Consider the following 20683-nt stretch of genomic DNA (forward strand, 5'->3'; position numbering starts at 1 on the left):
TTTCATCATTTAACATGTTATTAAGTTTTATCTAACAAACGCCTGCTTCGCTAAATTAACAACCGTCATATCATCCATTGGAGGGTTGTGGAGCCCAGCACGCACGTCTCTATAATAGCGCTGCAGCGGATTACTGCGCTGCAAGCTACGCGCTCCTACTATGCGCATGGCTTTGTCAACAACCGTACAGGCACTATTGGTCACTACGTGTTTGACAGCTGCTAATTCTCCCGCTAATGCTGCTCGGTCGCTTGTTTCATCCCATTTATTTGCCACGCTGTACATAAAGTGACGCGCCTGCATGAGTTCAAGTTCCATCTCTCCGACTAAACGCTGCACATTTGGCAACTCGCTAATCGTTCCTTCAATACTATTAGGCGAATATTCTGTAGCAAATGCGACAGCATAATCTCTTGCTGCGATGGCTGTACCCATGTAGCAAGCTGGTATATGAAGCAACCAGCCGCTTGGCTCATTCTTTTTAAAGCCACCTAGGCGTTCAACAAGAAAGTCTTGTTCAATATCGACATTTTCTAGCACAAGATCGTGACTTCCTGTCCCGCGCATTGCAATCATATCCCATGTTTCTTCTATTGAAAGTCCGGTTGTTTCACGAGGAATTAAAAATAAGCCGATCTCTTCTTCACCTTCAATGCTTGCTTTTACTAAGAAGTAATTTAACACTGGAGACATCGTGGTGAATGTTTTTCGGCCATTGATTCGCCAGCCTTTTTTTGTTTTTACAGCTAGCGTTTCCGGTTTGCCTCCTCGAGTAGGACTTCCTGTCTTCGGTTCAGTAGCAGCGGTATTAATAAGTGCACCTTTTTCTATTTCTTTAAAAATAAAATCGAGCATTTGCTGACTCCAAGGCTGTTTTTCACGCAAGTCCATTGTAATCCCCATATGCCATCCAATACTAAGAGCCGTAGAAGCGTCCCCTTGAGCAATTAATTCTTGAAATAATAAAAAATCATAAAGGCGTAATTCATCTCCTCCATAGTTGCTTTCTAGAGAAAGACGTGTATAGCCAGCTTCTTTTAACTCTTGAATATTTTCAAACGGAAACGTACCTTCTTCATCTATTTTAAAAGCTCGTTTCTTAAATTTTTCGACTAGAGGTAGCAGTTTTTCGTACGTAGACTTTTGATTTTTATTTACAAATGAAACACTCATTTGCTTCATCTCCTTTTTATATGACAGAGTGTCCCTATCGGATTAATATATAGTTCTTATCATAGCATACCTCATCTTTTCTGTGCATGTTTGGTGTGTTTATCTTTCTCGTTAAATCTATTCTTTTTCCAATTTAATGGTCTGTTTTACCTACACGTTCCATACATTTAATGGAATAAAAAGAAGGGAATGGTGTGAATGAATCAATGTCCAAAATGCGGTGCCAGTGCAAGCACAGATCAATTATTTTGCAATAACTGCGGCTTTTCTTTCACCGTGTCGCCAGCTGCAGCTAAGCATAAAAAGAGCTGGTATATTGGCGGGGGTATTGTGCTTATACTTCTTTTAACTTTTGTATTTTATTTCTTTTTCTCTGGTTCAGAAGAAAAAACGGCTGACCGCTTTATTGAGGCATTGGAATCGAAAGATACAGCTGTGTTAAGAGAGTTATTAGACTCTTCGCAGTCTACTATAGTTATTAATGACACATCTATTCAAGCTCTGTTGGATGCAACTTCCGATGGTTCTATTTTACGAGACGTTGAAAATGATTTGAAAAATAAATCGAGTATCTACTTTACAATAAAAGAACAGAAACATTCACCACTCTTCAAAAAACAGTACGTGGTTGTGCCGTCATCATATTATATCTCCCTCACCACGCCAGAGGATGCAACGGTTACAGTCAATGATACAAAACAATCCATATCCAAAAATCAAACGCAAAAAATAGGGCCTTTTATGATTGGAAATTACCCGCTTACAGCTTCTTATGAAAGCTCTTACGGAAAGCTTACAGACCAAACCACTGTAAACTTTCACCGTCAAAAAGAAGAAAATATATCTGTTGTATTTAAAGGAGCTTACGTTACAATCTCATCGAATAGAGATAACGCTATTTTATTCGTAAACGGAAAAAGCACGGGGCTTCAGGTGAATAGCTCATCACAAATAGGGCCTGTTGCCACGGATGGAAGCGTCACTGTTCATGCAGAAGTGCAAAAAGGCGGCACCACGTTCAAAAGCAGTCCTTACACCATTCAAAGTGAAGAAAGTATTATATTAAATATACAAACGCCGCCCCTTGAAAAGGAAAAAACCGTCATAAAAGAACGAGAAGTAATCGTGCCTGGGCCGCGCTCTTATGCTACTTCAAGCTCTTATATTCTTCCGGGTTCGGATTCTTACAAATTAAGTTATGGTGATATTAGCAGTTTGAGCTCGAGTGAACGAAGGCTAGCTCGAAATGAAATCTATGCGCGGCATGGGTATGTATTTAAATCGAAAGATCTTCAAGCCTATTTTTATGAAAAGTCATGGTATACGCCTGATTCATCATTTAGAGACTCCTACTTATCAAGCGTTGAAAAATATAACGTTGATTTTATTAAATCATATGAATAAAGTGAACTCCCCTTTACCCAGGGGAGTTTTTTGATTGAAGCGAGTGCTTACTCCTACGTTTTTTTACATACCATGATCCCTACATACGTTAATAAATTTTTTATAGCCTTCTTCATTCTTTTCACTGTAAAATATAAAGTAGATGTACATAAACTTACTACACGCATAAGGAGAGATGGAGAATGAATGGAATTGGACGACTTCCACAAAAGCTTAATGGACATTTGATTTTAGAAAATATTCAAGAAACCATGATCATTGCAGATCAAGACTATCGTGTGCAGTGGATGAATGCAAGAGCAATTGAAACACTTCAGCCAGTACTCCCAATCTACCAGTTATCTCATATCGAAGAGTTAATTGGAAAGCATATGGACTTCTTTCATTCCAATTCTGAAGAAGCGGAAAATTTACTCACCTCTCTTCATACAACCTACAGAACGCGTATAACGATTGGCAGTCAATACGTAGCAGAAGCTGTGATTCACCCCATTGATACAAAAGACGGCGAGCGTTATGGCTACTTGCTTATGCTATTAGACTTTACAGATCAAGCCGAAGCAGAGCTTGAAAAAGAACGGTTAATTGAGGATTTGTCCACTCCTTTATTAAAGATATGGGACGAGGTTTTAGCTGTGCCCATTACCGGTAAGATGGATATAGAACGTGGAAAGAAGCTAACTGAAACGGTATTGGAGGCAGTTGTAAAAGAACAGGCGCGCTATTTGCTTATTGATTTATCTTCCCTTCATTCATTAGATGAAGAACACGGTTATTATATTAACACGCTCCACGATGCTTTGCGTTTGATTGGTACCACTTGCCTTATTGTTGGTCTTTCTTCAAAAATGGCTCTGTCGCTTGTAGATTCTCAGTTTAATTGGCGAACATTTTCCACTGTCCAACAAAGCATCTCTTACATTTTAGAAAAAAAGAATTGTCGTATTGCACCCATTTCATAAGCCCATCATATCATTAAGTAATCCTCTCTCAATCGCTTTTTCCTTCAATCGGAAAAGGCGATTTTAGTTATGAGGAATTGTGAACGTTTAGGCACTTATCATCATAGGATACATTAATCAACCATAGAAAAGGGTGAGAGCCTATGCCAAGTGTTATTAACATTTATAATTTAAAGATCAACAGTATCTCAAGCAACGGTTCTGTCAACATTGGCGAAGCACTCCATAACAGTCACACGGCTCATTCAAAATCCACTGGTACGAACTCTTCTTATGGCGATGTCTCACCTGCTTCCTCGAAAATGCGAAACATTTATATCGATCCTGATACAAATGACCAAACAGATATTGCAAACGTTGATCATGTCAATGGTTATCAGCAGTGATATAGGGCAATGCTTGTCAACAGCATGACGACAAACGGTGAATACATTCTCTCTGAACGCAATAGGCCGTTGGAGTAGAATGAATAAAAACAGTAAGGAGTCTCTTTATGCCTCTTCAAATTAACGTTTTTAATATCGTAACAAACGGTGTCACACAAAACGCAAATATTGATTTCGGTTCCACCATTCAAAACAGTCACACGGCGAACTCAAAGTTTAACGGCGCAAATTTCTCTTTAGGTAACTTCTCTCCTACTTGCTCTCAAATGAATACGGGCGTGTTAGATCCTGACGTAAGCGATCAAGATCAAATTGCAAACCCTTCAGCTCCAATTGGAAATCAAATTTAGATTTAACGATTTTGTCGTTTTACTTGGCACATTACAAGGAGGTGTGTAAATATGTTTCCATTTGGAAAGTCTCCGTTTAAAGGAATGATGGAAAATATCCCAAAAGGAATGGCATCTAAAGACATGAATAAATATATTCAGCAAATGATTTCTTCTACGATGTCCCATTCTTTTCCGGATTTTATGCAAGGAAATGAATTCTTTAAGCAGGCCCAAGACATGATGAAAGAACAGCAGGATGTGGGAAATGAAGGTCATGGACAACAGCTAAGAAGATTTGATTCAAACGTCATTAATACATTAGACGAATGCATTGTTCAGTTAAAAATTCCTAACCGCGATATTGTATCAAGCATTAAAGTCTATCATACTCCATACGTGTGTACGATTGAAGGAATAGATGGAGAAGAATCCTTCAAAGAAGAAATTCAGCTTCCTTGTTCGGTTCGCAAAAAAGGTACACGCGCCGTATATCGTTCCGGGGTGTTGGAAATCCGGATGCCTAAACATGTTAATATTCCTATGTCTCAAATAGACGTCCACGATTTAGATTAAAGTGGACGTTTTTTTCTGTTTTCATGCATACATATAAAATAGAAAGCGGCAAAAGGCCTTGTTTTATTTTTTTAAAGAAGGTGACAAATATGAATCATGGAAAGTTTAAAAAGTGGGCAGAAACGTTACAAGAAGAAAACCATACAAAATTTTGGGAAAAGATTTTTGACGATGATCCTGAAGAAAAGAATGATACGGAAGCAGATGCTTCTCCTCAAATTGTAAATGAGTATCGAGATTATCCTTTAATTGATGTATACGAATGGGCAAATCAACTGTTAGTTGTGATTGAAATACCCGGTGCTAAACGAACAGACGTCGAATTGACCATGCATGAAAATACTTTACACATATCCGGTTCATCTCTTTTAACGATGAAGGATGCAAATGTTCTTCACAAAGAAAGACGTGAAGGAACGTTTCAACGATCAATCATCCTTCCACCTGCTGTAGGGGAAGCGCCGTGTCACGCATCATTTAAAGATGGTCTATTGCACGTGAAATTTGATTTGTAATTTATTGTGCAGAACTATACGTAGCATGAAAGGCAGGGAATTTCATGTTTTCTAAGTGGTTTAAACAATCGCCTAAAATTGAAACAGTCCGCAAAATAAATCCGTCTTCCCTTCCAACCAAAAAAAAAGTAAGTCCCATAGACCAAAGCTCTAATCAAAAGCGGAAAGAATTACCCGAAAAGATGAAAACTAAAAAACAGTCTAATCTAAAGAAACCCCCTCAGCAGCCAAAGAAGTTGCCGAGCCAAACGGAGCCTAAGACATCTGATGAAGTTGAATTCACAAAACCTGTTCATTCGTCAGATTCAGCGCTGAACCTGCAGGGAATTATTGATCAAGTGACGCGTTTAACCGACGCGATTCCTAAAATAGAAGAGCTTCATCAGCAATTACATGAATCAGCTCATCTTATTCAATCATTGTCTCAACTGCACGAGCAAACAGCTCATTTACTTTCGGCTATGCAGTCAGCTCCTAATTTCGAAGACATTCAAAATCAGCTCTCTGCGTTAAAGGAAGAATCGTCCAATACAGCTTTATATGAGATGGTGAAAACTCTTGACAAAAAGATTGATGAAGTAACTCAGCCAAAGCAGTCCATTGTTGTTGAAAAAATTATGGTGGAAAAAGTATTGTTAGACAAAATTGACCTTAGTAATAATTTTGGCCAGCTAGGAATTAAAGATTTGACCGGCCACTTAAACATTGGTACAACTTACAGCGCTGACTCTGATCAAGTGGATGAAGAAGTCAAAGACTTATTCTCTGTTAAGCTAAAAGAAAAAAAGATTGATGAACATACAACTGAGACAACGATGAGTTCAGGAGGTGAAACAGAAAAGCCTGATCACTCCGAAGAATAAAAAATGACCGCTACTGCTTATTTAAAGCAATTGTCGGTCATTTTTGTTTCCATAAATAGTTGTAATTCTTTCTGTAGGCGTTCCATTAAGAACGCTGAAATTTCTTCTTGATTTTCTTCTTTATGATGAGATGATGCTACAACAATACGGCCTGTTTTTCCTAAGAAAGCCCGGTATTCAATTACCTTCATCGCAGCATGAAGTAGGTTCGCGTCCGAAAGCGGTGTATTTGTTAGTAGAACAATATTCATTTCATTCTCTTTTTGTCCATGTGTCAGTACAGTCAGCCACGAGTAACCTTTATCGTCTTTTAAGCGAACTTCATGACTAGATAAAGACGCAGATTTCCACGCCGTGTTAGAACTGCTTTGCTGTTGAACAATTTCTTGACACCAGTCTAGACCTGTTTCATTGGAACCCAGTGAAAGAGTTCTCAAAGGACGAGCAAAGGATAAACATAGCTTGCCCGGTTCCTTTTGCAACTGATACAACTCATGGAAGTCCGTCTCTGGATATTGATACGGCGGCACAAAAGCAATTTGCCGCTTGTTCACAGCGGGATGGTGAAATACATGCAAATCAACGCCATATACTCTTTTTAACGTAGCTGCATCCTGAAAAATGGCATCCATCCCCGTTTCTTCTACTCTTCCATCTTTCAATAATACGGCATTATCTGCAAACAGCGAGGCAATGTTGAGATCATGCAAAATGGCCAGAACCGTCAAGCTCATTTCCTGCTGTAACGTTTTTAACAGCTGAAGCAGTTCCATCGTATGTTTTACATCTAAGTGATTCGTTGGTTCATCAAGAAGTAAGTAGTCAGGTTCTTGCGCCAGTGCTTTAGCAAGTAACACCCGCTGTTTTTCTCCACCGCTCAGCGATTGAAAGGTATGATTTCGATAGTGCCAGACGTTTGTTAATTTCATCACGCTTTCTACCACTTCTTCATCCTGTGCTGATACAGTGCTAAACAAACCTTTTGCCTGATAAGGATAACGTCCCAGTGAAACAATTTCTTGAACCGTAAATTCTAATCCAATTTGATTTTCTTGCGTCATGACTGCAACTTTTTGCGCCAGTTGTTTTGGTGAATAAGCCTTCACTGACTTCCCTTCTACCTTCACTTCTCCTGATTGAGTGGTTAATACATTCATAATTAAGCGAATAAGCGTTGTTTTTCCGCTTCCATTTGGTCCTAGTAAAGCAACAAAAGAACCTTTGTCTACGGTGAACGTGATGTCACGAACGGTCGGTTTCTGTTTATCGTATCCTCCCGTCACATTATATAGTTCAATCATGATATTCCTCTTTTCCGCATACGTTCTTTTACAAGCAGCAGCGTAAAAATTGGCGAACCAATTAAGGCGGTTACGACTCCAATCGGCAGTTCACGAGGTTCTAATATCGTTCTTGCTAATAAATCGGCTAAAACCAAATAACTTCCTCCGATTAAAATAGAAAGCGGCAGTACATGCTTATGATTAGCTCCCGCTACGAGACGCACTACGTGGGGAATAACTAAGCCAACAAATCCAATTGCCCCAGATACTGATACCGCAGCCCCGGTTAATACGGATGCACCTATTAAAATCATTCTTTTTTTCTTCTTTACGTCTATCCCCATAAATTGAGCGGATTGATCGCCAAATGCTAAGCCGTTCAGCTCTTTCACATGTAACAGCAGCATAATCGTACCGACTAAAAAGAACGGCCCTAAAATTTGAATATGCGACCATCCTCTCATTGATACGCTTCCCATTAGCCAATATAAAACCTGCCTTACATCTTCTTCAGGAGAAAGAGCTACAATTAATGAAATAAGCGCGCTCATAAAGGATGATAAAATAATCCCCGCTAAGATGATGGTTTCATTGGCCAAATTGCCGCTTGCGAGTTTCGTAATACCAAAAACTAAAAGAAGAGTAATAAAACCAGATACGATGCCGACTACAGGCAGCGTGAAGATAGACAAACCAAAAATACTCCAGTGAAAATAAATTGCCATGACAGAGCCAAGGGTTGCACCTGAGGAAACTCCGATCGTGTAAGGATCCGCAAGAGAGTTTCTTAATAGCCCTTGAAAGGCAGCCCCTGCTATTGAAAGCGAAGCTCCTACTAAAAATGCCACCAGTACTCTTGGAAAACGAATTTGCCAAATGATTAAATCCATGTTTTCCGGACCGTGATATAAGGATAGTCCGGTAAGGTGGCCAATAATAATTTTGATTGTATCTCCTACGGTTAACGAAACTGTACCAATAAATACTCCCATAATCACCGAAGTACATACAATAAATAAACTGACTATGTATAAAATAGATGCTTTGTTTAAAAAAATACGTTTAAAAATCAATACTTTCAGCTCCTCTAGGAAACGAGGCGTGATGTTTTACATTACATTAACCATTCATTTTCCTGTCCATAAACCATGTTTCCATCCTACATAGTATTGGAAACAAATCATCTTTTATTTGTTACGAGTGCTAGACTGTTGAACTAGGCAACGTAGAATAGCGTACTAAAGTTCTCGGTGAAAAAACAAGCGAAAACCTCTACAAGCTACACTTTTTGTGTTTGCTCCGGGCTTTTATAGTTGTCTATTAAATGATACAGCTTTTCCATATCTATAGCTTCTCTCACATATGCTGCTGCTTTTGAAAAAGACTCCTCTTTTTGCAGGCGACTGTTGAATGTATCCGTAATAGGCGGCAATTTTTTATGTTTACGAATTTGATTAAGCAAAGCTCTGCGCAAAGCATCGTTATGAAACACATCATGAACATACGTGCCAATGATGTTGTCTTTAACCGTTCCTTCTTTTTGATCATCTACCACCGCAAAGGCTTTCGTCATGCTTTTAGAAACCGTCTTTCCCATATGAATTTCATAGCCTTCAATCGAAACCTTCTCACTTTCTAACTGAACATATCCAGAAACTCTTTCTGTTTTTTTGCTGGTTGTCATAACGGTTTCCACTGGAAGCAAACCCAGCCCTTTAATAGATTCAATCCGGGACTCTACTGCATCGGGGTCCGTAATTGTCTCTCCTAACATTTGATATCCCCCGCAGATGCCAATAACGTGAGCGTTCGTTGCGTTCAAGACTTGATTAATGGCTAGAGCCAGGCCGCTTTCTTGTAAAAATTGCGCATCTTCAATCGTATTTTTGCTTCCTGGTAAAACAATTAAATCAGGCGTACCTAGTTGTGATGGCTTGGTTACAAGTCTCACATGACAGTCTTCTTCTAAGCTTAGAGGATCAATGTCTGTAAAATTTGAGATGCGAGGATACGAGATAACCGCAATATCGATTTCTTTTAACGGATTTACAAGCGTTGAGTAATTTCTGAGTGATAGCGAATCTTCAGCGTCAATTTCCACGTCGTGCATATAAGGAATGACTCCTAGTACCGGAACTCCCGTGTATTCTTCAAACCACTTCAACCCCGGTTTTAAAAGCTCTAAGTCTCCTCGGAATTTATTGATTAACACTCCAATTACTCTAGGTTTATGTTCATCTGGAAGCAATTGAAGAGTACCCACCAGACTCGCAAAAACCCCTCCTTTATCAATGTCTCCTACTAACACAACAGGGGCTTGGGCTATCTTTGCTACGCGCATATTTACCAGTTCCCGATCGTTCAAATTCACTTCAGCAGGACTTCCAGCACCTTCAATCACAATTCGATCATAATGATTGGCAAGCTCTTTATAAGACTCCGTGATAACGTTCAAACCTTCATTAAAAAATTCTTGCCGATACTGAAAAGCAAACATATTACGAAGCGGCTTTCCATGAACGACAATTTGAGATTCATGATCACGAGTTGGTTTAATTAAAATAGGATTCATATTGGTTGTTGCTTCTACTCCAGCCGCTTCAGCTTGAATTCCTTGCGCTCTTCCAATTTCTTTTCCATCCATTGTAATGTATGAATTAAGCGCCATATTTTGCGATTTAAACGGTGCAGTTTGATAGCCGTCTTCTTTAAAAATACGGCAAAACGCTGTAGCAATCATGCTTTTTCCAGCGTCTGAGTGCGTTCCTTGAATCATAAGAGGTTTTCCTTTTTTCACTTTTTCCACTCCCTATCACATAAAAAAACCTTAACTGTAAAAGTCAAGGTTTGGTCATGCGCTCATTAACACATTGTCTTGACTTATTTCTCCCACCGAAAAATAAGGGGTTTTTAAAAGCAGGTCTCCTGGCTTATGCTTCATTTTACTTCTGCATCCTTCCTAGTTTGACTAGTGGGTCTTTGCAGGTTCATCCACATTTACAGTAGCGGGGGCTGCACCGGATTTACACCGATTTCCCTATTATCCTCCTTAGAGGCACTTTTAAAATCATTTATTCTTTATTGTAACGAATTTTATAACCATTCACAATAACGATTTTCTTCTATTATTATATATTACTGTGTTTATACTTATTTGGGTCTCGTATGCTATAATAACAATTATTTTCCAAACATCTTATGAAATAGCTAGGAAGGTGCTCGTAGTTGAAGAAAAAAATCATTTATATCTTTATTAGTTTGCTTGTTCTTTACATAGCAATCATGTCTTTTTGTATGTATCAAACCGCTCATCAGCCTGTTCCGCAAAAAGCAGATTATGTGCTCATTTTAGGTTCGAAAGTAGACGGAGATCAAATGTCTCCTAGTTTAAAAGAACGAGCAAAAACGGCTTTATCTTATTTAAAGACTCATAAACAAACAAAAGTTATCGTAACGGGTGGAAAAGGATCCGATGAAGAAATTTCTGAAGCAGAAGCAGCCTATCGTTTTCTACGAAAAGAAGGAATTAAAAAGAATCGAATGATAAAAGAGGATCAGTCAACTTCTACTTTTGAGAATTTCACTTTCACTAAAAAGAAAGTTGATATTCAACACAAAAAAGTCGTGCTTGTTAGCAGTGATTTTCATTTATTTCGCGCCTCTATTATTGCCAAGCGTCAAGGTTTTGACGTTTATCCTTTAGGTGCAAAGACACCAAATTCAATTAAACTTCAAGCCTACTTTCGTGAGTATGCTGCTATCTTAAAAACGTGGCTGTTTGATAAATAAATAGAGTACACCCCTATACAAACGAAAAACACGGCATGAATTCATGCCGTGTTTTTTATTAATCATCCGTATCGATAACTGCTTTTGGTAAACCCGTGTATTTCGCCCAGTAGAAAATACCGATTGAAACAAGAGCAATTAAAATTAAGTCAAGCGGGTTGCTTAGCACACCTTGTCCTCCACCAAATGAGCCTAGGTAAGAGATAACAAGCATAATAATATAATAAGCAACTAGCCACCAAGCAGATTTAAGCTGCTGTGCAAATTTTACAACGTCAGTTGGTACGTATTTCTTAAATGCTACGTAGATAACAACCATTAGAAGCTGTGATCCTAGAAGCCAAGAAATTGTCGTCCATCCTGACCAATATACGATGTATGAACAGAAGATAAATGACACAGGAGCAATAACGCTCATGCCTTTTAATTTGAAAGGCTTTTTAAGGTCTTTTGCATTTACTCTGAATGCAGCAGCTGAAATTGGCGCAATCGCATAAGACAGAATAAGTGCTACTGAACATACGTTTACTAGCGCTTCCCAAGAAGGAAATGGCAGTGTCCAGAATACGGACATTCCAAACGATAGCCATAGTGACGCACGTGGAATTCCTGTTTTCTTATCTACTTTTGAGAAACGTTTAAATAGTGTTCCATTACGAGACCAAGCATAAACTAAACGAGAAGTTGTATTCATGAAGATGTTCCCGTTACCGCCTGGTGATAAAATAGCATCAAAAATAACAAGCGTTACTAACCAGCCAAGGCCTAAAATAAGTGCAATATCTTTAAATGGTAAAGAGAATTGCTCTTGAATTGTTCCCCATCCTCCTGATAGCATATCAGCCGGAATGTTACCAATGAACAATACTTGCAGTGCTGTGTAAATAATCGCTGAAAGTACAATACAGATAATGAGCGCGATTGGAATATTACGCTGCGGGTTTTTAACTTCACTGGCTACAGAAACAATAGGGTGAAGTCCTAGGTAAGCAAACATAACGCCACCTGTTGAAATGGCTGCTTGAATACCATTAAAACCAAACGGAGTAAAATCGCCAGTTGTAAAGTTAGCTGATTTAAAGTGATAAGCTAACACGACGATAATTGTAAGAGGAACCGCATATTTGAACACAGATATAATAACATTTGACTTAGCAAATGCTTTTACACTTACGTAGTTAATGATAAAAAATAGCGTTAATAACGCGAACTGAAATAACCAGCCGATTGTAGTAGGCGATTCAGAACCATGTTTAGTTAGACCAGGAAGCCAAAACGCAACATACTGACGTACAGCCGTTACCTCGATGGCAATCAAACTTGTATAAGCAATAATGGTAATGAATGAAATTAAGTAACCCACTAAATGACCATGTGAGTAAACCGGATAACGGATAATTCCACCGGTACGCGGCAGCGCTGCTCCAAGTTCAGCATACACTAAACCGATAAGTAAAATAATGACTCCGCCAATCAGCCACGAAAAACTTCCGGCTGGACCAGCCTTTGACGCTACGTTACTAACCGCAAATAACCAGGCGGAACCGAAAATAGCTCCCATCCCAATTAACGTTAGGTCAAGTAACGATATTGATTTTTTAAACTTTCCTTGATTTCCTTGATCAGACATAATATCCTCCTTTAAAATTTCCACTCCACATATCTACGCCCTTGCGTCCGATATGGGATTCTTTACATCATCCTCCTCTTACTAAGACCTCACAAGTGGATATGTTAACAAATATTCTCTAAAAAACCAAGTTAAAAACTTTATTTTTTTGTAAAACATCGTTGAATTGCTTATGTATAGCGCATAAATTCCACAGAAGATTTGAGGACTACTCCTCCTATTTAACCGCATTTTTCTTAGGTTAAACATAAAAGAATATTCAAACTATTTACCGTAAAAAAAGGTCTGAGATATAACAAAATCAACCGCTAGAAGCAGCTACATACGCAACACCTAGGCTTGCCATACCAATAAAAAAATCCGAACGATTCATCGTTCGGATTTTGCTTTAATTAAAATAATGTTGCCCGTGCCTCTTTTTTTTGCTTATTTAAATACTTTTACACGTTCACTTAGTGGTTGAAATTCTTTTTCTCCCGCTGGTGACACGGGATTACCAAATGGCATTTGAGCAATCAGCTTCCATGAACTTGGAATATTCCAAGCTGCTTTTACTTCATCGTCAATCAATGGATTGTAATGCTGTAAAGTTGCTCCTAGGCCTTCGAGCTCAAGAGCTGTCCAGATCACATGCTGCAGCATGCCTGATGATTGGTTAGACCAAACCGGGAAATTTTCGCTGTAAGATGCGAACTGCTTTTGCAGCCCTTCAACTACTTCTTGATCTTCAAAGAAAAGAACTGTTCCATAGCCGCTTCCGAATAAGTTCATTTTTTGATCCGTATCTGAAAAATTTTCAGCTGGAACAATTTTACGAAGCGTTTCTCTCGTAATATTCCACACTTTATCATGCTGTTCGCCAAATAAAACGACTACGCGTGCGCTTTGGGAATTAAATGCTGAAGGAGTATGTTTCACCGCAAAGTTAATAATTTCTTCAATTTTTTCTTCTGACATTTTTACATTTTTATCAATTGCATAAATAGAACGTCGGTTTTTAATTGCTTCATAAAAATCTTTTCCAACCTGTTGTTGATCACTTGATTTATCAAATAATTTATCTAAAAAACCCATTTTCCACACTCCTAATTGTTTGTTTTTTTAAGCTTAAATTGCATGTTTATACCCTTCCCCCTGATAAAAGGAGATAAACAAGATATAATGAATTCTTATATCTCTAATTCGAGATATTAAACCAAAAAAATATTAATTGAAATTTAATTACTTTATGTAACTTACTTTACAATGATTATTTTGTTCTGTCAAGCGAAAATTATTATCTTTTTCTTTTCTTGATTATATGAAAAAAGACTGCTAAATACGGCAGTCTTTTTTCGTAGATGCTTAATGTTCATAAATCATCTTTCGCGTCATTCCCCCGTCTACTACGAGGTTAGCTCCTGTTACAAAATCATTTTCGACGTTTGTTAAGTACATACACGCTCTTGAGATATCCGCTGGCGTTCCTACCCGATTAGACGGGTGCTGCGTATGATCGATTTCACGAAGGCCATCGTAGTCAGATGTCTCAATCCATCCTGGAGAAATAGCATTTACCGTGATGTTGTCATCACCAAGCGAAACGGCAAGTGCATGAGTTAAAGCAACGATTCCTCCTTTTGTAGCAGCATAGGCTTCTGTATCTGGTTCAGACATTGAAGCTCTTGTAGAAGCTAAGTTTACAATGGAGCCTCCGCTTTCGTTTTTCCTCATCACTTTAGCTGCTTCGCGAGAACATAGAAACACGCTGCGCAGGTTCGTATTGATAATGTCATCCCATTCATCAACGGTTAGCTCATACGGTGATTTCCAGCGGGAAACGCCTGCATTATTAATCAAAATATGTATCGTTCCATACGTACTGACCGTTTTTTCAACGAGATGTAAAATGTCGCTTTCTTTTCGGACGTCTGTTTTTACAAAAATGGCTTCTCCGCCTTGTCTTTGAATAGCTTCTGCGTGACGCTCGCCTTCGGTTTCGTCCACATCTGCCAATACCACTTTTGCTCCTTGTTTTGCGTATGCGCGTGATACATCTTTTCCTATTCCATTCGCAGCTCCCGTAACAACAACAACTAAATCTTTAAATGACATAGCATCTCCTCCTTATACGCTTTATTCACTTTTTTCTTCGTCTTTAAACAAGTGATCCGTGACGAAAAGAGCAAACGTTTCAGCCGTTAACTTGCATCCAGAAGCTTTTGGGTGACCTCCTCCTCCAAGGTGCCCAACAATTTCGGCTAAGTTGATTTCGTCTTTTACTGCACGGAAGCCAATCTTTTGGCGTCCCATGTCCACCATAACGGAAAAGTCGATATCTTCGTTTTCTAGACACAGTGCATTTCCTAGCTCAGACTGATATGTATCTGCAAATACAATGCCTACGTTGTACGCTGTTTTAGCAATTTCAACACTTTCTTTTATGATTTGTTTTTGCTTGTCGTAAATATATTTTTCAATCTTTTTTTCTTCTGCTTCTAGTAAAATTTCGTGTTTGTCCGTAAACGTAAATTCTTGATTTTCAGTATGGTACGATTCACGAAGCGTTTCTAGAATGGTCTCTTTAAATTCTTCATGCGGGATTAGATAATATAGGTGATTGAGGCGCTTTGCTTTCACATTATTTTCATGAAACCAGTCCCACGTATCAAATAAGCGCACAAGTTCTACATATTCATCAAGCAACTCCGTTTTTTGAAGCATGTTGTTGCGCACTAAGTAGTCGTAGAAAAGAGATGTAGCTGCTGTCTTTTTACCGTTTTCGTCTTCTGCAATAACATGAACCCAATCGTATTTCTCAGCTAGTGGAAGAGCAGAGATATGATGGTCAATAAGAGTGATTTTCCGGCCTTTTTTTACCAGTTCATTTAATTTTTCCGCTACTTCATCGTTTACGCTAATATCCGTTATGTATAAAGCTGTGTCTCCATCGTTTTCTTCTTCAATAAAATGCGTCACTGTGTCATTGATGCGGCCAATGCTTACCGTGCTGTAATCAAAGTTGTCGTCGCCAAACGCTAACCGACCCAACAGTGCTGGACTTACCCCGTCTAAATCGTTATGTGAAATTAATTTTATTTTTGTCATCAATCAAAACTCCTTTATTTTCAGTCGCCTTAGTATATGTACCGGCTTGTATATTATAGCAATTTCAACATAAAAATGCTGTTATTTACTTTGAAGAGAAGGAATATCTTCGCAATAAACAAAAGTGAAGTAAACGTTTAGACTTACCTGTATCAAAAGAGAGTGAGACATAACTACATCGATCCAATCAACAGCTAGAAGCAACTACACACATGAAACCTACGCTCACCAATACCAATAAAAAAATCCGAACGAATGTGATTCTCCATCAAGAATCTTGACTCATCGTTCGGATTTTCTTTTAACCAACCTACTTTTGTTTCAGCCTATTTCCACTTACTCTAAATTGCTGTGCTGCTTAAACGCCTGTTCATGATCCGTTTGGTTCAAATTCCCGTATTCTAAGCAAATCGTATCAAACACAACATGAGCACATTGATCAAACAATGAACCAAGCGGCTGAATAGAAGCGGCTTCATTTTCGCTTCGGTATTTGGTTGCAGCGGGAATGTGCAGCAGCTCATCAGTATGAGCAGTTAATGGTGATTCTGTACTAGCTGAAATGCCGATAACTGAACATCCTACTTCTTTGGCTTTTTTAGCTACGCTCACCACTTGCTGTGTTTTTCCTGAACCAGATACAGCCACCAATACGTCACCCGCTGCAATCGAAGGAGTAATAGTCTCTCCTACAACGTATACTGTTGCACCTAAATGCATCAGTCTCATCGCAAATGATTTGCCCATTAACCCGGAGCGACCTTCGCCTATAACAAAAATTCGTTTTGCTTGGTAAAGTGAAAACGCTACTTCTTCTATTTGCGGTTCTTTTATGTGATTCATTACGGTCGTAATTTCATGTAAAATCGTTTGTGTTTTTGTCATTATACGTTCCCCCTGCTCATAAATAAGTCTTGAAATTCAGCAGATGCCTTTGCCACATCTGCACTTTTTGTAATCGCTGATCCAATAATCGCGACGTCCGCCTTCATTTGAAGTAATGACGCTGCTGAGGCTGGATTAATTCCTCCTGCTACTGCTATTTGCGCATCTGAATGAAAATACTGCCGCAAATTTATTTGACTCAGCGATTTTCCTTCTTTTTCTTGCTCATCTTTGCTGATATGATGGCAGAAAATAGCGTTTCTATAAATACTTACTTGCTTTTGCGAGCCGCTTGACGTGTTTAATAAATCAACCATCATTTTTTTATTCCATTTTTCGCTGACATTTGCACACGTCTCTATCGTGGGTAAAGGTGATACGCCCATTACTGTTGCTATATCTGCTCCTGCCTGATAGCACATGGTAAACTCATACTCTGCGTTATCAATCGTTTTGATATCTGCTACAATCGTCTTGTGCGGAAATGCCTGTTTGATTTTATAAATGCTTTCAATTCCATACTCTTTTATAAGAGATGTACCTACTTCAATCCAATCAACATAGGGTTCTGCCAGCTTGGCAAGGATAATAGCTTCTTCAATTGTGACGCGATCTAATGCTAATTGTATCTTCATCTTTCTTCTCCTCACTTTCTACTAAACCGGTTTAGTAACAGCGTAAAAAAAACGAATATTTTGATGAGCTAAAAAGAGCACGCCATAGGCGCTCTTTTTAGCTTAATGCGACAACGTTGTTTCTCGAATAATTAATTCACATTCATACTGGTACTCTTCATAAGCTATCTTTTCTTTCAAAATTTGTTTAATAAGTAAATCTGCTGCTTTTGTTCCCATGTCAAAAGCAGGCTGCGAAATCGTGGTAACGGCAGGCGTTGCTACATCTGCGTAAGGAATATTATCATAAACAATTAAAGATAAATCATTCGGGATATTAAATCCGTGTTGTTTAATAAATTTCTGCACTTCAATGAACACTAAATCGTTTCCAGCCAGCAGCGCTGTCGGCGGATTATCGGCTGCAAATAGCTTCTCCAGCGCTTTTTGCATGTCCGCTTTTTTGCAGTTAATAATCATAAATTCATTTACAGGCATATTGGCTGATGTTAACGCTTCTTTGTACCCTTCTACACGTTCAATCCGGGGTGTAATAGTTAATGGTTCTGTAATAATCGCTATATGCTTATGTCCAAGCTCCAGCAGATGCAAAATAGCCTGTTTTGTGGCTTCTTGGTTGTTCGCCACTACGGATGGAATTTTTCCTTTTACATCATGAATTTTACGATCCATAATAACAACCGGATATTCTTCTTTGATCATCTGCTCATAAAGAGAAGTATTGGCACCCGTTGGAAATAAAATAAGGCCATCTACTTGCTTTGCTTTTAACATATTAATATATTTCTTTTCTTTATCAGGGTCATCATCTGCGTTGCAAATGATGGCATGTATATCTTGCGAATGGCAATAGTCTTCAATGGCACGAATGACTTCCGTAGAAAATCTGTGCATAATATTGGCAACAATAATCCCAATCATCGACGTTCGCTTTTGTTTTAAGCTTCGTGCTAGATAGTTGGGCTGATAGCCCAGTGTATCAATCGCTTCTTTAATTTTCTTTCGCGTTTCTTCGCCCATATATTCGTATCGCTTGTTAATGTATTGTGATACGGTGCTTTTGGAGACATTTGCTGCTTTTGCAACGTCCAGCATAGTAACTTTTTGCATCATGATCCGTCCTTTTCATTCAATCCCTAAAATTATGCTACTCCTAGTGTAAACGAAAAAAACGAAAAAGGAAAAGCCTTCTTGCTAGCAGAAGGCTTTATTTATTAAGCGTACGCAAGCCTAGCTTCTTGAATTTCATGAGTAAAACGTTTTGCTTCCCTTGTTACTTGAAGTAAGTATTCAGGAGTTGGAAGCTGCTTGCCATCTACTAATGTGCTTCCTGCTCCAATAGCAGCTGCTCCGGCTTTAATATAAGCTCCCGCATTCTCAGCCGTAACGCCGCCTGTTGGCATTAACGGAATATGAGGAAGCGGTCCTGCTATATTTTTAAAATAAGCGGGGCCTACTACGCTTGCCGGGAAGACTTTAATCATATCTGCGCCGCATTCATAGGCTGTTAAAATTTCAGTAGGTGTAAAAGCACCCGGAACGCTAATGACTCCGTATCTTTTAGCCGTTTTAATTGTTCGTTTGTTCACCGTAGGGGAAAAAATAAATGACGCTCCTGCCATAATGGCAATTCGTGCTGTTTCTTCGTCTAGAACAGTTCCTGCTCCAATAAACATCGAATCGTCAAATTCATTTTTCAATTCTTTAATAACCTCTACGGCAGCAGGGTTTTCCATTGTGATTTCTAGATTTGTTACTCCGCCTTCTTTTAACGCGTAGGCAAGCGGAATAATTCGCTCAGCGCTTGCTCCTCGAATGACCGCTACAATACCGCTACTTGTAATTTTCTCAATATGCATCTCAATTCTCCTTTTCTATCATTACATTAAGCCGTTGTTTCAACTGGCTTCACACTCTGAACTTCTCTTGGCTTTTTCGTTGCGACAATGGTTAAAACTGCCGCAAGGAATAATGATCCAGCCATAAAGATATAGGAAGCGCCAAACCCTCCTGTTGATCCATTTAAAAATCCTACAATATAAGAACCGGCAAATGAACCAAGTGCCCCCATGCTATTAATTAAAGCCATCGCTCCTCCGGCAACATTACGCGGTAAAATTTCAGGAATAATCGCAAAGAACGGTCCGTACGGAGCATACATCGTTCCTCCGGCGATAACGAGTAAAGTAAAAGAAAGCCAGAAGTTGCTTGTGCCAACTAAATAAGATCCGTAAAAGGCAAGAGCTCCTACCAATAAGAACGGCCATACAAATGCGCTTCGTTTTAAAAACTTATCTGATAGATATGAAACCGTTAACATTAATACGACTGCTAATACGTAAGGAACGGACGCTAACCACCCTGTCTTCACTATACTCATGTTAGGCGCTGCTTTAATAATAGACGGCAGCCACATAACAAATCCGTAGACGCCAATACTCCATAAAGCATATTGAATGCTTAATAAAATGACAGTACGATTTTTGAAAGCTTCTTTATAGCCTTTAACAGGTTTAATTCCTTCTTGTTCTTTTTGCAGCGCATCGTGTAAGTCTGCTTTTTCTTTTTTCGACAGCCAGCCTGCATCTTTTGGCTCATCGTTTACTAGTTTCCACCATAAAAACGCCCAAATAACAGCTGGAAAACCTTCTAAAATAAACATCCATCTCCAGCCAAATGATTCTAGCAAATATCCAGAAACAATTGACATCCAAAGGACCGTTGCCGGGTTTCCTAAAATTAAGAACGTGTTGGCTCTAGAACGTTCTGCTTTTGTAAACCAGTGGCTTAAAAAAACGAGCATAGCAGGCATAACGGCACTTTCCACTACTCCTAAAGCAAATCGAATAACAAACAAAAATCCGACGTGGCTTACCATACCTGTAGCTGTAGCAAGTGCTCCCCATAAAATCAAAGACCAAAAAATCAGCTTTTTGGCACTTTTATTTTCAGCGTAGTGAGCGCCTGGAATTTGGAAAAAGAAATAACCTAAGAAAAAGAGCGATCCTAATAAAGACGAAATACCTGGCGTAATATGAAGATCTTCTGCTAGCCCTGCCGCTGCTCCAAACCCATAGTTTGCACGGTCTAAATATGCAAGGCTATACGTAATAAATACGATAGGAATTAACCGAAGCCATCTTTTTTTTGCTAGCTGCTGTTTCAT

The 20683-nt window shown here is 38.9% G+C and carries 21 protein-coding genes and 1 riboswitch; of the genes, 8 read left to right on the forward strand and 13 right to left on the reverse strand.

Annotated features, from left to right (window positions below; genetic code table 11):
* Positions 1-27: 27 nt before the first annotated feature.
* Positions 28-1173: an acyl-CoA dehydrogenase family protein gene (locus AC1VNJ_RS05825; RefSeq protein WP_430052424.1), complete on the reverse strand. Its 1146-nt coding sequence runs from the start codon at positions 1171-1173 to the stop codon at positions 28-30.
* Between the two features lie 198 nt (positions 1174-1371).
* On the opposite strand from AC1VNJ_RS05825, the gene AC1VNJ_RS05830 reads away from it, so the two are divergent.
* The 7 genes from AC1VNJ_RS05830 to AC1VNJ_RS05860 all read left to right on the forward strand — a co-directional run bounded on the left by AC1VNJ_RS05830 (position 1372) and on the right by AC1VNJ_RS05860 (position 6208).
* The gene (locus AC1VNJ_RS05830) at positions 1372-2577 is read left to right on the forward strand and encodes a TcaA 3rd/4th domain-containing protein (RefSeq protein WP_430052422.1); all 1206 of its coding nucleotides are present in this window, start codon (positions 1372-1374) and stop codon (positions 2575-2577) included.
* Between the two features lie 182 nt (positions 2578-2759).
* A complete protein-coding gene (locus AC1VNJ_RS05835; RefSeq protein WP_028412846.1) occupies positions 2760-3539 on the forward strand; it encodes an STAS domain-containing protein in 780 nt (259 codons plus the stop codon).
* Positions 3540-3682: 143 nt separating this feature from the next.
* Positions 3683-3925, forward strand: coding sequence for a spore germination protein (locus AC1VNJ_RS05840; protein WP_013057625.1), 243 nt, complete (start codon positions 3683-3685; stop codon positions 3923-3925).
* Positions 3926-4032: 107 nt separating this feature from the next.
* On the forward strand, positions 4033-4275 hold the full coding sequence (locus AC1VNJ_RS05845; protein WP_013057626.1) for a spore germination protein: 243 nt from the start codon (positions 4033-4035) through the stop codon (positions 4273-4275).
* A gap of 51 nt (positions 4276-4326) precedes the next feature.
* Positions 4327-4830 (forward strand): Hsp20/alpha crystallin family protein, encoded by a 504-nt coding sequence (locus tag AC1VNJ_RS05850; RefSeq protein WP_028412845.1) that lies wholly within the window; start codon positions 4327-4329, stop codon positions 4828-4830.
* An 89-nt stretch (positions 4831-4919) separates the two neighbouring features.
* A complete protein-coding gene (locus tag AC1VNJ_RS05855; RefSeq protein ID WP_028412844.1) occupies positions 4920-5345 on the forward strand; it encodes an Hsp20/alpha crystallin family protein in 426 nt (141 codons plus the stop codon).
* 44 nt (positions 5346-5389) lie between these two features.
* Positions 5390-6208 carry a hypothetical protein gene (locus AC1VNJ_RS05860; RefSeq protein ID WP_028412843.1) on the forward strand — a complete coding sequence of 273 codons (819 nt, stop codon included), beginning with the start codon at positions 5390-5392 and terminating at the stop codon, positions 6206-6208.
* A gap of 17 nt (positions 6209-6225) precedes the next feature.
* On the opposite strand, the gene AC1VNJ_RS05865 is transcribed toward AC1VNJ_RS05860, so the two are convergent.
* The 3 genes from AC1VNJ_RS05865 to AC1VNJ_RS05875 form a co-directional block, all read right to left on the reverse strand.
* Positions 6226-7509, reverse strand: a complete 1284-nt coding sequence (locus AC1VNJ_RS05865) for an ABC transporter ATP-binding protein (protein ID WP_033579427.1) — start codon at positions 7507-7509, stop codon at positions 6226-6228.
* Complete coding sequence (locus AC1VNJ_RS05870; RefSeq protein ID WP_028412841.1) at positions 7506-8564, reverse strand: FecCD family ABC transporter permease; 1059 nt, start codon at positions 8562-8564, stop codon at positions 7506-7508. The genes AC1VNJ_RS05865 and AC1VNJ_RS05870 overlap by 4 nt, the downstream gene beginning before the upstream one ends.
* A gap of 206 nt (positions 8565-8770) precedes the next feature.
* Positions 8771-10297 carry a cobyric acid synthase gene (locus AC1VNJ_RS05875; protein WP_034266776.1) on the reverse strand — a complete coding sequence of 509 codons (1527 nt, stop codon included), beginning with the start codon at positions 10295-10297 and terminating at the stop codon, positions 8771-8773.
* A 92-nt stretch (positions 10298-10389) separates the two neighbouring features.
* Positions 10390-10569: riboswitch (cobalamin riboswitch) on the reverse strand.
* Between the two features lie 147 nt (positions 10570-10716).
* Between AC1VNJ_RS05875 and AC1VNJ_RS05880 the strand changes: the two genes are divergently transcribed.
* Positions 10717-11280 carry a YdcF family protein gene (locus AC1VNJ_RS05880; RefSeq protein ID WP_033579429.1) on the forward strand — a complete coding sequence of 188 codons (564 nt, stop codon included), beginning with the start codon at positions 10717-10719 and terminating at the stop codon, positions 11278-11280.
* 58 nt (positions 11281-11338) lie between these two features.
* Here the strand turns inward: AC1VNJ_RS05880 and AC1VNJ_RS05885 are convergent, their stop codons facing one another.
* The 9 genes from AC1VNJ_RS05885 to AC1VNJ_RS05925 form a co-directional block, all read right to left on the reverse strand.
* A complete protein-coding gene (locus AC1VNJ_RS05885) occupies positions 11339-12910 on the reverse strand; it encodes an APC family permease (protein WP_028412838.1) in 1572 nt (523 codons plus the stop codon).
* Positions 12911-13336: 426 nt separating this feature from the next.
* Positions 13337-13984 (reverse strand): nitroreductase family protein, encoded by a 648-nt coding sequence (locus AC1VNJ_RS05890; RefSeq protein WP_033579430.1) that lies wholly within the window; start codon positions 13982-13984, stop codon positions 13337-13339.
* A 270-nt stretch (positions 13985-14254) separates the two neighbouring features.
* Complete coding sequence (locus AC1VNJ_RS05895) at positions 14255-15004, reverse strand: SDR family oxidoreductase (protein WP_033579431.1); 750 nt, start codon at positions 15002-15004, stop codon at positions 14255-14257.
* Between the two features lie 21 nt (positions 15005-15025).
* Positions 15026-15997 (reverse strand): DHH family phosphoesterase, encoded by a 972-nt coding sequence (locus AC1VNJ_RS05900; protein WP_482640450.1) that lies wholly within the window; start codon positions 15995-15997, stop codon positions 15026-15028.
* 336 nt (positions 15998-16333) lie between these two features.
* Positions 16334-16882, reverse strand: a complete 549-nt coding sequence (gene hxlB, locus AC1VNJ_RS05905; RefSeq protein ID WP_033579433.1) for a 6-phospho-3-hexuloisomerase — start codon at positions 16880-16882, stop codon at positions 16334-16336.
* Positions 16882-17517, reverse strand: a complete 636-nt coding sequence (gene hxlA / locus AC1VNJ_RS05910; protein WP_049165308.1) for a 3-hexulose-6-phosphate synthase — start codon at positions 17515-17517, stop codon at positions 16882-16884. The genes hxlB and hxlA overlap by 1 nt, the downstream gene beginning before the upstream one ends.
* 102 nt (positions 17518-17619) lie before the next feature.
* Entirely contained in the window at positions 17620-18630 is a 1011-nt protein-coding gene (locus AC1VNJ_RS05915; RefSeq protein ID WP_034266759.1) for a LacI family DNA-binding transcriptional regulator, read from the reverse strand.
* Between the two features lie 101 nt (positions 18631-18731).
* Complete coding sequence (locus AC1VNJ_RS05920; RefSeq protein ID WP_482640451.1) at positions 18732-19376, reverse strand: bifunctional 4-hydroxy-2-oxoglutarate aldolase/2-dehydro-3-deoxy-phosphogluconate aldolase; 645 nt, start codon at positions 19374-19376, stop codon at positions 18732-18734.
* A gap of 26 nt (positions 19377-19402) precedes the next feature.
* A complete protein-coding gene (locus AC1VNJ_RS05925; protein ID WP_013083743.1) occupies positions 19403-20683 on the reverse strand; it encodes an MFS transporter in 1281 nt (426 codons plus the stop codon).

This window comes from Priestia sp. 3CA3, assembly GCF_056836725.1.